The sequence below is a fragment of the Mucilaginibacter yixingensis genome (genome assembly GCF_041080815.1).
Classification (GTDB): domain Bacteria; phylum Bacteroidota; class Bacteroidia; order Sphingobacteriales; family Sphingobacteriaceae; genus Mucilaginibacter; species Mucilaginibacter yixingensis.
This window is the reverse complement of the sequence record NZ_CP160205.1, coordinates 1,178,323-1,191,107: the sequence shown is the minus strand read 5'-3', so window position 1 is coordinate 1,191,107 and position 12,785 is coordinate 1,178,323. Positions and strand designations below refer to the sequence as shown.

The window sequence follows — 12,785 nt, the reverse complement described above, 5'->3', positions numbered from 1 at the left end:
AAAATTTAGTATATTCCCTTATTTCAAATCTAAATTTTAACCTAAACATGCCCACTCGCTTCTTTGCCTATGCTAGGTTTTTATTTCTAGTATCGATTTTTTTTGCCAGCTTAAACGCACATGGGCAACAGGTAAAAGTAAAATGCTATGGCATTAACCAAACCATCCCTGCTTTTAAAGCCGATACTAATTTTGACCTGACGATGGATAACCAGAACATTCTGATAAAGAAGAAAATTCTGACGCCTATAAACCAGTCTGACGCCATGGTCGAAATCCGCATGGCCACGTATCCATCAGAGACTATGGGATTTTCCATGTGCACTATAAAGTTTTATAAGGACAAAATGCAGATCTGTAAATATGAAACAGGAGTAACAAGCATAAACAACCCTAACCCTACCAAATACAAAGGCTTTAAAGAAATAGGCCCGGATGCCCCGTCGGCTAAACTCACTCATTTTGTAAAGACGACCGACCTGACAGCCAACTACAAACAATACGACTGGAATACCTTATTCAAAAGCTTAATTGATAATCACTTGTTCGATATGGTAAGCGGACAAGAATTTATTAATAAAGTGATAGCTACCACAAATGACAATAATTATCCATTAGGCGAGTGGGTTACCACTATCCAGTTGAAGGTAGGTGGACGATACAGAAATTTAAGGTATCCAGGGACATACGTTTTCTCAAGTTATCAGGACAACAACCTCATTAAGTCTGAAAACAATTTCATAAACCTATTAAACGGCATTTTTAAAAACCCTATAATCAAAACCCCTTAACGCTGTCTTTCAATCACCAAGCTTGCTCATCATCAGCTATTCACTTAATGACTAATCACGTAGTCAAACTCTTCGTACCCATTTTTAATAATCAGTCGCAGCGGCTCATGCGGGATATCGATGTCTAGCGATAGTTGAGCGATGATCTCGGGCAGGTTATCCCGCACCACTTTCAGGTCTGTAACGTGAGGCATAGTAATGATGATATCATTACTATGCCGGCTCAATCTTCCACCCGTTCAGCGATGCGTTGTGCAAAATCTCTATCCATTTTTGTTGATACGCGTTCATTTTGTTCTTTAGGAGAAGAATATCGAAAAGGATTAAATGGTTTCGAGATAGATGGATTAGTGAATGAAATGAATAACCGCTGATTGGGGTATGATGATTGTGATTGTTGTGATTTTCCGGACAACAAAACTACCGCCATGTCATGCTGAGGAACGAAGCATCTCGCCGAGCCGTCCTGTAAGCTTTTCCTCAGAGATGCTTCGTTCCTCAGCATGACAAATTGTTTACTTATCCTTCTTTCTTCCCCTCCCATCCTCATCGCTCTGTAATAATTTTTATATAATTTCTACTATTTCCGTAGAGATTATATATATTTGAGGCATGAAAATGGTGCAATGTAGCTATTATACACTACTGTGTTGCCGTATGCAACACCCAACGTCAAGGTTGTAGACACCATTTATTTATACGCCAGCCTCTACAGCCCATCATGCCGCAGAGGCTTTTTTATAACTCAAACAACAAGGAACAAAACATGCAAAGCTTCAGAACTGAACTGGAAAACCCGGTAGTTGAGAAGGACATTATTGATCTGGCCCGCAAAATTGAACTGTTTCGCGAAGGTAAGATTCATGAAGAAAAGTTTAGAAGCCTGCGCCTGGCTCGTGGCGTTTACGGACAGCGTCAGCCTGGCGTACAGATGGTGCGTATTAAGCTGCCATTTGGTAAAGTAACTTTTAAACAATTGCTGCGCATTGCCGATATTTCTGACGAGTACGGAAGCGGCAACCTGCACCTGACTACCCGTCAGGATATCCAGATCCACTACGTAAGTCTTGACCGTACCCCAGAACTATGGTCTAAACTGGAGCAAGACGATATCACCCTGCGCGAAGCCTGCGGTAACACCGTTCGTAACGTAACCGCTTCTCCGGATGCAGGTATCAACCCAGAAGAACCTTTTGATGTATCGCCGTACGCTCACGCTACGTTCGAGTATTTCCTGCGTAACCCTATTTGCCAGGAGATGGGTCGCAAATTTAAAATTGCGTTTTCATCAAGCGAAAAAGATACTGCCTTTGCTTACATCCACGATGTAGGTTTCGTACCTAAAATTAAGGATGGCGAGCGTGGCTTTAAAGTATTGTTAGGTGGTGGCCTTGGCGCACAGCCTGCAATTGCCAGCGTAGTGCACGAGTTTTTACATGAAGACGAGATCATCCCGTACATCGAGTCGGTGATCCGTGTGTTTGACCGTTATGGCGAGCGTAACAACCGTAACAAAGCGCGTATGAAATTCCTGATCGGCAAACTCGGTCTGGAAGAAATGGTGCGTTTAATAGCGTTGGAAAGAACTGCCAATAAATTCAAAACTTACAAAATCAATCGCGATAGCATTGCCGAGCCACAAATCCCGGCCGCTGTAGCTTCAATCGAAGCAGAAGACAGCCTGGCTTACGAGGTATGGCGTGCAACCAACGTTTTTGAACAAAAGCAAAAAGGTTTTTATGGCGTATGGGTTAAAGTACCCGTAGGTGATATTAAAACTGATGTTGCCCGCAAGCTGGTAGATGGCATTAAAGATCTGGTAGCCGATGAGATGCGCATCACCGCAAATCAGGGCTTGTTATTAAAACATGTTCGCCCAGAGGCACTGCCTGCCCTGTTCAAAGCATTGAACGAGGTTAACCTGGCCGAGCCTGGATTTGACAGCCTGGCCGACGTTACCACCTGCCCTGGTACCGATACCTGTAACCTGGGTATCAGCAACAGTATGACCTTTGCCCGCGTACTGGAAAACATCGTATTTGATGAATATGCAGAGTTTGTAGATAACCGCGATATCAAGATCAAAATCAGCGGCTGTATGAACAGCTGCGGTCAGCACGGTTTGGCGCATATTGGTTTCCACGGCAGCTCATTAAAAGCTGGCGCCCGCGTACTGCCTTCAATGCAGGTATTGCTGGGTGGCGGTACTGTTGGCGATGGCATCGGCCGCGCGGCTGATAAAGTAATCAAGGTTCCGGCTAAACGTGCGGCTAACGTATTGCGTTGGGTTCTGAATGACTATAAAGCTAATTCAATCGGTGGCGAAACTTTCCACCAGTACTATGATGCTAAAGGCAAGGATTACTTCTACCAGTTGCTGAAACCATTGGCCGATCTGACCAACCTGACCGACGAGGAGTTTGTTGACTGGGGTCATGAAGAAACCTTTAAAACAGCTATTGGTGTGGGCGAGTGTGCCAGCGTTATCATTGACCTGGTTGCTACTCTGATCTTTGAATCTGAAGAGAAATTTGGCTGGGCACAAGCAGCTTTCAACGAAAGCCGTTGGGCCGATAGCATTTACCATACTTACACCGTTTTCCTGAGCGCTGCTAAAGCTTTGTTGTTGGATAAAGGCATTAACGCCAGTACCCATGCAACACTGATCAAAGAGTTTGACGAGAAATTTGTAGCCGCTGGCGAGTTTCCGCTGGCTGGTACCTTTAATGACCTGGTGCTGCAAATCAATCAGAACGAACCATCTGAAGCTTTTGCTACTCAGTTTATGGAGCAAGCAACTGCTTTCTTAAACCAGGTGAAAGAAAAACGCGAAGCATTATTACAGGCATAATGAGCGACGGAGCAAAACAACATCACGATAAAAGATTGCAAACGCATCAAACCGTCGGCAATGTTTTGCTCCACGCTATATTAAGCCCTATTAAAGCATCATATGACACTGTTGCCTAAAGATAATCAAGCACAATCAGCCGGCGAGGCTGCTGCACAGGGCAACAACACGCTGTTCCCCGTGTTTCTTAAACTGCATGATCTGCATACGGTAGTTATTGGTGCAGGCAATGTGGGTTTAGAGAAACTGAATGCGGTGCTGAATAACAGTCCGCAGGCAAAGGTAACAGTAATTGCGCAGGCATTTTTGCCACAGGTACATGAGCTGATAGCCAAGTACCCTAACGTAACCGCCCAGCAAAAAACATTTATAGATACAGATCTGGACCATGCAGATCTGGTTATTGCCGCTACCGGCAGCCCTGAGCTGAATGACTATATCCGTCAATCAGCCCGCGAACGCAAGTTGCTGGTAAACATTGCCGACAAACCCGCCCTGTGCGATTTTTACCTGGCATCTATCGTACAAAAAGGTGATTTGAAGATTGCTATTTCCACCAACGGCAAATCGCCTACGGTGGCTAAAAGATTGAAAGAAGTGTTGAACGAGACTATCCCAGACGAAATAGATACCACCCTGCAACAGGTGAACCAGATCCGCGAAACGCTGAATGGCGATTTTAGCGAGAAAGTGCATCAACTGAATAAGCTGACCGCCGTTTTAGTTGAGCCTAAGGTTGAGCAGCCCAAACCAAATTTCCAATGGATTATTTGGGGAGCTATTATTACCTCTGTTGTTATTACGGTTGGCGCGTTGTGGTACCGCAACCCTGAAGCCAACGCCTTTATTCGCGGCATTGATCCTATCTTCTATTATTTCTTAGGGGCAGGCTTCGTTTTTGCTATGATTGATGGCGCTATCGGCATGTCATACGGCGTTACTTCTACCAGTTTCTCTTTATCAATGGGCATCCCTCCTGCATCTGCCAGTATGGGTGTGCATTTATCAGAGATTATGAGTAACGGTATTGCCGGTTGGATGCACTATCGCCTGGGCAACATTAACAGAAAACTGTTTTGGTTATTGGTTATACCGGGTGCTGCAGGTGCCATGATTGGCGCTTACTTACTATCGTCATTAGAGCATTACAGTACCTACACTAAGCCGTTTGTATCATTATACACGCTCATTCTTGGTATTGTGATCCTGAAAAAGGCTTTTAAAACCGGGGCTAAAAAATCAGCCGATAAAATAAAAAGAATCCGGTTACTGGGCTTTGGCGGCGGCTTTATTGATGCCGTTGGCGGCGGTGGCTGGGGCTCTATCGTATTATCATCACTGATTGCCGGCGGCCGTCACCCACGCTTCTCGCTGGGTACGGTAAAGCTGTCACGCTTCTTTATTGCGATGGTGAGCTCTATGACTTTTATTTTCATGCTAAGCCGTGACGCCCGCTGGGATGCTATTGCCGGCCTGATCATCGGTAGTGCGCTGGCATCGCCTATCGCGGTAAGGGTAGCTAATAAAATATCGGCCAAAAGCATTATGGTAGCAGTAGGCATTATTGTTATAGCCACTAGCATCCGCAGTATTATCTTATTTTTGCTTAAAATACTTTAAGATGAACGAGCTAACTCAACATATTAAACAACTAACTGCAGGGCTTACGCCACAGCAGGCGCTAAAAGTGCTGGCTGAGCAGTTTGACGGCGAGATTATCTTTTCTACCAGTTTCGGTTGGGAAGACCAGGTAATTACCCACATGATTGCCGCAGAAAAACTGCCAATCAAAATCTTTACGCTCGAAACCGGCCGTCTGTTCCCCGAAACTTATTACGTGTGGAACCGCACGCTGGAAATGCTGAACGTACAGATCCAGGCCTACTACCCTAACGCCGAACTGCTGGAACAAATGGTAAGCGCCAAAGGCCCGAGCAGCTTTTATGAGTCTGTAGAGAACCGTAAGGAGTGCTGCCACATCCGTAAAATTGAGCCATTGAAACGTGCGTTGAAAGGCAATAAACTTTGGATTACCGGCATCCGTGCTGAGCAAAGCGCCAACCGTACCGACATGGTGAACGTGGAGTGGGACGAAGGCAATCAGCTGGTGAAATTCCACCCGATTTTTGACTGGACGCTGGATGAGGTGAAAGAATACATCCGCCAGTACAACGTGCCTTATAATACGTTGCATGACCGTGGTTTCCCGAGCATTGGCTGTGCACCTTGTACCCGTGCTGTACAACCTGGCGAAGATTTTAGAGCGGGCCGTTGGTGGTGGGAAGATCAGTCTAAAAAAGAATGCGGACTGCACAGCACCGAAGCCGGGGCAGACGAGATAGACGAAGCAACAAAAGAACTAAAGCCGCTGTAATTTTAACTAATTTTGCAGCGCAAAGAATAAAAGAGCGAATGAGCAGAGCGAAACTTGATTACTTAGACGAACTGGAGGCAGAAGCCATCCACATTATGCGCGAAGTGGCGGGGCAATTTGAGCGCCCGGCTTTGCTGTTTTCTGGAGGCAAAGACTCCATTACCCTGGTGCGCCTGGCCGAGAAGGCTTTCCGTCCGGGTAAATTTCCGTTTCCACTGGTACACATTGATACCGGCCATAACTTTCAGGAAACCATCCAATACCGCGATGATATGATTGCCCGTTTGGGTGAGAAACTCATTGTAGGCTACGTGCAGGACGATATTGACGCAGGCCGCGTGGTAGAGCAAACAGGTAAAAATGCCAGCCGTAACCAGCTGCAAACCGTTACCCTGCTTAACACCATTGCTAAATATGAGTTTGATGCTTGTATTGGCGGTGCCCGCCGTGATGAAGAGAAAGCCCGTGCCAAAGAACGCGTGTTTTCTGTACGCGACGAGTTTGGCCAGTGGAACCCTAAGTTACAGCGCCCTGAACTGTGGGACCTGTACAACGGCAAAATCCACAAAGGAGAGAACGTACGCGTATTCCCGATCAGCAACTGGACTGAGTTGGACGTATGGAACTACATCCGTCGCGAAGGCATTGCATTGCCATCAATCTACTTTGCACATCAGCGTGATGTGATTACCCGCAACGGCCAGTTGATGGCTGCATCACCGTTCCTGAACATGGACGAGGAGGATGTGGTAGAACGCAAAACCGTACGTTTCCGCACCGTGGGCGATATGAGCTGTACTGCAGCCGTAGAGTCTGAGGCTTTTGAAATTGACAATATTATTAACGAGATCAGCGCCTCACGCATCAGCGAGCGTGGCGCACGTTTGGACGACAAGGTGAGCGAAGCTGCCATGGAAGACCGCAAAAAGGGAGGCTATTTCTAATGAACTTATTAAAATTTTTAACCTGCGGCAGTGTTGATGACGGCAAAAGCACCCTGATTGGTCGCCTATTGTACGATACCGATTCTATCCTGGAAGATCAGCTGGAAGCTTTGCAGCGCAGCAATCGTAAGAATGACGATGGTACCATCGACTTAGCTATTTTGACCGACGGTCTGAAAGCCGAGCGCGAGCAAGGCATTACTATTGACGTTGCTTACAAATACTTCCAAACCGAGAAACGTAAATTTATTATAGCCGATACCCCGGGCCACATCCAGTACACCCGTAACATGGTTACCGGTGCATCAAATGCTGGTTTAGCTATCATTTTGATTGATGCCCGTAAAGGTGTAATTGAGCAGACCATCCGTCACTCATTCCTGGTATCGATGCTGGAAATTCCGCACGTAATGGTGGCCATCAACAAGATGGATATGGTGGATTATGACGAGGCTGTTTTCAATAAAATTGTTGACGACTACAAAGCATTAACCACCAAACTGCACCTGCACGATGTACGCTACATTCCGGTAAGTGCACTGAGAGGTGATAACATTGGTTCAACATCAGACCGTACGGCCTGGTATAAAGGCCCAAGCCTGCTGGATTACCTTGAAACCGTACATACCGATGTGAATGAGGACAATAACGTTGCCCGCATGCCGGTGCAATGGGTAGTACGCCCTCAAACAGAAGAACTGCATGATTACCGTGGCTATGCCGGTAAGGTATTGAGTGGCACTTTCAAAGTGAACGATTCAATCACCGTATTGCCATCGGGCTTTACTTCTGTATTGGAGCGCATTGAGGTATTTGATAAAACGCCTGAAGCGGCAGCGGCCGGTATGTCTGTTACCCTGCACTTGAAAGACGAGATTGATATTAGCCGTGGTGATGTACTGGTAAAAAGCAGCGAACTGCCACACGTTGGCCAAATGATTGAGGCTGACCTGTGTTGGATGGATACCAAACCGCTTGATCCAAGCCATACTTACCTGGTGCAGCATAACAGCAAAGTAACCCGTTGCCGTATTAGCGAGGTGCTTTACAAGATGCAGATCAACACCCTTGAAAAAGAATTTAGCGAAGATTTTAAACTGAACGACATAGGCCGTATTGTGATTAAAACTGCCGAGCCACTGGCGTTTGATGTTTACCAAAAAAATAAAGCCAACGGACGTGCGATCATCATCGACACGAGAACAAACGTTACAGTTGGCGCTCTGATGTTCAGAGCAGCAGCGGATTAAAAGATCAATAATAGTTATATCCTAAGTTTGAGTGGAGGGGTTAGCAAGCGAGTTGCTTCCCCTTTTTTGCTGGGGGAAGTTACCCTCATGTCATGCTGAGGAACGAAGCATCTCTGTGAGGTTGTCCCCCCGCATAGATTGTCCTCAGAGATTCTTCGCTATCGCTCAGAATGACAAGCAAACCCTCCTGCTAAATCCGGGGCAAACAGTCCTTTGGGTTCCCGAAACAAGTTCGAGATAACATAACGAAAAACAAGAAAGGCGCGAGGTTTACTCGCGCCTTTCTTGTTTTAAAGCCTCTCCTACTTATTTCTTTACAGAGAACTTATAGATAGAAACAGTTTTATAAGTTTGACCAGGTTTCAGCTCTGTTGTCGGGAACGCTGGTTTGTTTGGCGAATCCGGGAAGTGTTGAGTTTCCAGACACAGGCCGTTACGGTAATCATTTTTGCCGCCGCCTTTAATGGTGTATTTGCCAGCCATAAAGTTGCCACTGTAGAACTGGATGCCAGGCTCCTCGGTATAAACTTGCATTACGATGCCAGTTTTATCGCCGGTCAGGGTGGTGATCGGGGTATTCAGATCGTGTTTGTTCAGTACCCAGTTGTGGTCATAACCTTTGCCTTTTTTCAGCTGATCATTATCCTGGCCAATGCGCTCGCCAATAACATGCTCAGCTTTAAAGTCGAACGGCGTGCCGGCTACCGGCAGCATTTTACCGGTTGGGATCAGGGTTGAATCAACCGGGGTGATGTTATCGGCATCAATTTGCAGGGTATGGTTTAAGATGGTACCGCTGCTAACGCCGTTCAGGTTCCAATAAGCGTGGTTGGTTAAGTTACAAACGGTTGGTTTGTCGGTAGTTGCCTCGTATGAGATTTTCAGAGCGTTGTCATCAGTCAGTGCGTAGGTCACTTTCACAGACAGGTTGCCAGGGAAACCGTTCTCGCCATCTTTTGATACGTAATCAATTTCCAGCTGATTATCGCCTAGTTTTTTGGCATCCCAAACTTTCATATCAAAACCATTGGTGCCACCGTGCAGGGTGTTGCCATGATCGTTGGCAGACAGGTTGTAAACTTTACCTTCCAGTGTAAACTTTGCACCGCCAATACGGTTGCCGTAGCGACCGATAGTAGCGCCGTAAAAATCGCCTGCTACGGTGTATGGTTTTACGCTGTCGAAGCCAATCACCACGTCGGTCATTTTACCGGCTTTATCCGGCACCAACAGGCTCACCAAACGACCACCAAAGCTGGTGATAGCGGCAGTAACACCGTTTTTATTTTTCAGGGTATACAGATCAGTGGTTTTACCGTCTATCTTATCCTGAAAATTTGCCTCAGCCGGGATGGCATAGGTAACAGCAGTTTTAGTAGAATCGTCAGTTGAAGTGCTTGAAGTTTTAGCCGGCTGGTTGCAGGCAGTTAGTCCTGCAGCTGCCAGCATAACGGCGGCAGAAAAGTTCTTTACGCTAATGTTCATATTTTAGTAGTGTTTATAAGGGGTGGTTTATAAGTGTAAATCTAACAGTAATTACAATCGGTTGTTCGTTGTTGGGAAGATTTTTTTCTGAATCAATCCGGCTCAATCGCAAAAATCCTACCGCGTGCGCTTCGACAAAGCTCAACATGACACCCCCACCTCCTTTTCAGATCGATTTCAAAATAATGGCAGGTGTTTTCCCCTGCATAACAGCGCTGGATGTCATTCTAAGCACCGTCGAAGGGCACTCGGGAACCAATATGGTCACGCACAATAGTTCTCCCTCTTTGTGCTTAAACGTTGCTCGACAAGACGCCCTCTATTACCAAATCCTGACTTTTTTATTCACATTGTCAAATCTTTTACTTTAACATAACATTAAACCCTTAAGCAATCGGCATAAACTATTACATTTGCACCGCAAACAATAGCCGCAACTGCTTGTACTAACAAAAACGGGCCTTGCTGCTCTCTTGATTTGATTAATGGATACCGACAACAGCACTACCTTACCCCAACGCAAACCATCCCATTTTGGCAACGGTATGCGCAATTTTTTCATCTCCATTTACAAGATCTACCTGTTTCTTGCTCGCTTTTTTAAGGAGGTTTTTTTACCGCCTTACGAGTGGAACGAGGTAATTCGACAGTGTTACCAGGTGGGCGTACGTTCCTTTACACTCATTACCGTTACCGGTTTTATTGTGGGGGTGATTTTCACCAAGCAATCGCGCCCATCGCTGGCGGCATTTGGGGCTACATCCTGGTTACCATCGTTGGTATCCATCGCTATTATGCGTGCGCTGGCGCCGCTGGTTACCGCATTGATTGCGGCCGGCAAGGTAGGCTCAAGCATTGGTGCCGAACTAGGCTCTATGCGTGTTACCGAGCAGATAGATGCCATGGAAGTATCGGGCACCAAACCTTTTAAGTACCTGGTTTGTACCCGCATAATTGCTACAACCCTGGCTATTCCGCTACTGGCTACCTATGTGGCTATTATTGCCATACTGGGCGGCTTTTTAAACATATCTATGTTTGAGGGCACCAGTTACACCACCTACATTCAGGAGGTGTTTGAGCCACTGAGTCTTGTAGATTTTTATGCATCACTGGCAAAAGCGGTTGTGTTTGGCTTTACCATCGGTGCTGTTGCTTGCTACCAGGGCTATAACTCAACCAAAGGTACCGAGGGCGTGGGCAAAGCAGCCAACTCATCGGTTGTAACGGCTATGTTTTTGGTGTTTATTGAAGAAGTGATTATTGTACAGATAGCCGGTTGGTTCAGATAAGATATTAATGGAAAAAGCGAAAAGCCATATCGACTATAACGATACCGTGATTACCATCCGCGGACTGCGCAAATCATTTGGCAGTCAGCATGTGTTGCGCGGGGTTGATCTGGATCTGTATCAGGGCGAAAACCTGGTGGTGCTGGGCCGCTCGGGTACGGGTAAATCAGTACTGATAAAAATTATTTGCGGGTTGCTAACTGCTGATCAGGGCAGTGTGAAAGTGCTGGGTAAGGAAGTAATCGGCATGAAAGACAAAGAACTCGATTATATACGCATTAACGTGGGTTTCTCTTTCCAGAACAGCGCCTTGTACGATAGTATGACCGTACGCAAAAACCTGGAGTTTCCACTGGTGCGCAATCAGCCTAACCTTACCCGTGCAGAGATTAACCGCGAGGTAGAAGAAAAACTGGATGCAGTGGGTTTATTGCAAGCCATCAACCAGATGCCGGCCGAGCTTTCGGGCGGTCAGCGTAAACGTATTGGTATTGCCCGCACGCTGATCTTGCAACCGCAGATTATGCTGTATGACGAGCCGACTGCCGGTTTGGATCCTATCACCTGTATCGAGATCAATGAATTGATCAACGAAGTACAGGAGCGTTTCAAAACCTCGTCTATCATCATCACGCACGATTTGACTTGTGCCAAAAGCACCGGCGATCGTATCGTAATCCTGCTGGAGGGCCAGTTTCAACGTCAGGGCAGTTTTGAGGAAGTTTTTGATACCGATGACGCCCGCGTTAAACCTTTTTACGACTACAACTTTATACAATAGAAGAATACAATAATGGAATCAGGAGATAGCAAACGGGCTTTAATTGTGGGGATTTTCATCTCGCTTGGCATCGTTATATTTGTTTTAGGGGTATTTACGCTGGGCAGCAGCCAAAAAACGTTTGGCGGCGGCATACAGATTAGCGCCACATTTGATGATGTAAATGGCCTGAAAAAAGGCAATGGCGTATGGTTTTCGGGCGTTAGAGTGGGCACTGTAGATGAGCTTAAATTTGTAGGCATCTCTCAGGTGAACGTAAAAATGACCATCGATAAAGAATCGCAGCCGTACGTACACAACAATGCTGGTTTAAAGCTTGGTGCCGACGGATTGATTGGTAATAAAATTATTCAGATTGAGGGCGGTAGCCCAGACGCACCTGTGGTGAAAAATGGTGATGTACTGCAAGCAGTAAAAGCAATGTCTACAGACGACATTATGAAAACGCTGCAACAAAATAACGTCAACATACTGGCTATTACCAACGACCTGAAAAAGGCTACTAAAGAAATTGCCGACGGCAAAGGCCTGGTAGGCAAATTAATGGGCGACAGTACATTGGCCAACAAATTTGCATCTATTGTACAAAACCTGGATAACACTACGCGTTCTGCCAGCCAGATGGCCGGTCAGTTGAGCCAGTTTGGTAACAAGCTGAACAGAAAAGGTACGCTTACTGATAAGCTGTTAAGCGACACCAGCACTTACAGCAAATTACAGGCATCGGTTGCTAACCTGCAAAAAACCAGCGTTTCTGCATCACAATTTATTGAGAATCTGAACCAAACCAGCCAGAAAATGAATGGCACCAACAGCATCATCGGTGTATTGCTGAATGACCAGGCCAAAGCCAAACAAATGCAAAGTACCCTTGATAACCTGCACCAAAGCGTTTACAACCTGAACGAAGACCTGAAAGCAGCACAAGGCAACTTCCTGATCCGCGGTTACTTTAAAAAGAAAGCAAAAGCACAAGAAGATAGCCTGAAACGCGTAAACGGCTCAAAATAAGTTTCC

At 46.1% G+C, this 12,785-nt stretch carries 11 protein-coding genes; 9 read left to right on the top strand and 2 right to left on the bottom strand.

What is annotated here, in order from left to right:
* Positions 1–47 precede the first annotated feature (47 nt).
* Positions 48–791, top strand: coding sequence for a hypothetical protein (locus ABZR88_RS04965; RefSeq protein WP_107831245.1), 744 nt, complete (start codon positions 48–50; stop codon positions 789–791).
* A gap of 44 nt (positions 792–835) precedes the next feature.
* Here the strand turns inward: ABZR88_RS04965 and ABZR88_RS04960 are convergent, their stop codons facing one another.
* Entirely contained in the window at positions 836–985 is a 150-nt protein-coding gene (locus ABZR88_RS04960) for a hypothetical protein (RefSeq protein WP_170113685.1), read from the bottom strand.
* Positions 986–1,557: 572 nt separating this feature from the next.
* Between ABZR88_RS04960 and ABZR88_RS04955 the strand changes: the two genes are divergently transcribed.
* From ABZR88_RS04955 to ABZR88_RS04935, 5 genes are all read left to right on the top strand, one after another.
* The gene (locus ABZR88_RS04955) at positions 1,558–3,642 is read left to right on the top strand and encodes a HEPN domain-containing protein (RefSeq protein WP_107831347.1); all 2,085 of its coding nucleotides are present in this window, start codon (positions 1,558–1,560) and stop codon (positions 3,640–3,642) included.
* Between the two features lie 102 nt (positions 3,643–3,744).
* Positions 3,745–5,262 carry a TSUP family transporter gene (locus ABZR88_RS04950; RefSeq protein WP_107831239.1) on the top strand — a complete coding sequence of 506 codons (1,518 nt, stop codon included), beginning with the start codon at positions 3,745–3,747 and terminating at the stop codon, positions 5,260–5,262.
* A gap of 1 nt (position 5,263) precedes the next feature.
* A complete protein-coding gene (locus ABZR88_RS04945) occupies positions 5,264–6,016 on the top strand; it encodes a phosphoadenylyl-sulfate reductase (RefSeq protein ID WP_107831237.1) in 753 nt (250 codons plus the stop codon).
* Positions 6,017–6,054: 38 nt separating this feature from the next.
* Positions 6,055–6,960: a sulfate adenylyltransferase subunit CysD gene (cysD, locus tag ABZR88_RS04940; protein ID WP_107831235.1), complete on the top strand. Its 906-nt coding sequence runs from the start codon at positions 6,055–6,057 to the stop codon at positions 6,958–6,960.
* The gene (locus tag ABZR88_RS04935; RefSeq protein WP_107831233.1) at positions 6,960–8,210 is read left to right on the top strand and encodes a sulfate adenylyltransferase subunit 1; all 1,251 of its coding nucleotides are present in this window, start codon (positions 6,960–6,962) and stop codon (positions 8,208–8,210) included. Before cysD ends, ABZR88_RS04935 begins: the two co-directional genes overlap by 1 nt.
* A gap of 306 nt (positions 8,211–8,516) precedes the next feature.
* On the opposite strand, the gene ABZR88_RS04930 is transcribed toward ABZR88_RS04935, so the two are convergent.
* A complete protein-coding gene (locus ABZR88_RS04930; protein ID WP_107831231.1) occupies positions 8,517–9,695 on the bottom strand; it encodes an aldose epimerase family protein in 1,179 nt (392 codons plus the stop codon).
* 545 nt (positions 9,696–10,240) lie between these two features.
* Between ABZR88_RS04930 and ABZR88_RS04925 the strand changes: the two genes are divergently transcribed.
* The 3 genes from ABZR88_RS04925 to ABZR88_RS04915 are packed head-to-tail and all read left to right on the top strand — an operon-like array spanning position 10,241 to position 12,779.
* A complete protein-coding gene (locus ABZR88_RS04925) occupies positions 10,241–10,987 on the top strand; it encodes an ABC transporter permease (protein ID WP_107831345.1) in 747 nt (248 codons plus the stop codon).
* A gap of 7 nt (positions 10,988–10,994) precedes the next feature.
* A complete protein-coding gene (locus tag ABZR88_RS04920; protein ID WP_107831229.1) occupies positions 10,995–11,768 on the top strand; it encodes an ABC transporter ATP-binding protein in 774 nt (257 codons plus the stop codon).
* 12 nt (positions 11,769–11,780) lie between these two features.
* Positions 11,781–12,779, top strand: coding sequence for an MlaD family protein (locus ABZR88_RS04915; protein WP_107831227.1), 999 nt, complete (start codon positions 11,781–11,783; stop codon positions 12,777–12,779).
* Positions 12,780–12,785 lie beyond the last annotated feature (6 nt).

Excerpts from the sequence above, each read along its gene's own strand:
- cysD (WP_107831235.1), top strand. The coding sequence starts at position 6,055 with ATGAGCAGAGCGAAACTTGATTACTTAGACGAACTGGAGGCAGAAGCC.
- ABZR88_RS04915 (WP_107831227.1), top strand. The coding sequence starts at position 11,781 with ATGGAATCAGGAGATAGCAAACGGGCTTTAATTGTGGGGATTTTCATC.
- ABZR88_RS04965 (WP_107831245.1), top strand. The coding sequence starts at position 48 with ATGCCCACTCGCTTCTTTGCCTATGCTAGGTTTTTATTTCTAGTATCG.
- ABZR88_RS04955 (WP_107831347.1), top strand. The coding sequence starts at position 1,558 with ATGCAAAGCTTCAGAACTGAACTGGAAAACCCGGTAGTTGAGAAGGAC.
- ABZR88_RS04930 (WP_107831231.1), bottom strand. The coding sequence starts at position 9,695 with ATGAACATTAGCGTAAAGAACTTTTCTGCCGCCGTTATGCTGGCAGCT.
- ABZR88_RS04920 (WP_107831229.1), top strand. The coding sequence starts at position 10,995 with ATGGAAAAAGCGAAAAGCCATATCGACTATAACGATACCGTGATTACC.
- ABZR88_RS04960 (WP_170113685.1), bottom strand. The coding sequence starts at position 985 with ATGCCTCACGTTACAGACCTGAAAGTGGTGCGGGATAACCTGCCCGAG.
- ABZR88_RS04925 (WP_107831345.1), top strand. The coding sequence starts at position 10,241 with ATGCGCAATTTTTTCATCTCCATTTACAAGATCTACCTGTTTCTTGCT.
- ABZR88_RS04945 (WP_107831237.1), top strand. The coding sequence starts at position 5,264 with ATGAACGAGCTAACTCAACATATTAAACAACTAACTGCAGGGCTTACG.
- ABZR88_RS04950 (WP_107831239.1), top strand. The coding sequence starts at position 3,745 with ATGACACTGTTGCCTAAAGATAATCAAGCACAATCAGCCGGCGAGGCT.
- ABZR88_RS04935 (WP_107831233.1), top strand. The coding sequence starts at position 6,960 with ATGAACTTATTAAAATTTTTAACCTGCGGCAGTGTTGATGACGGCAAA.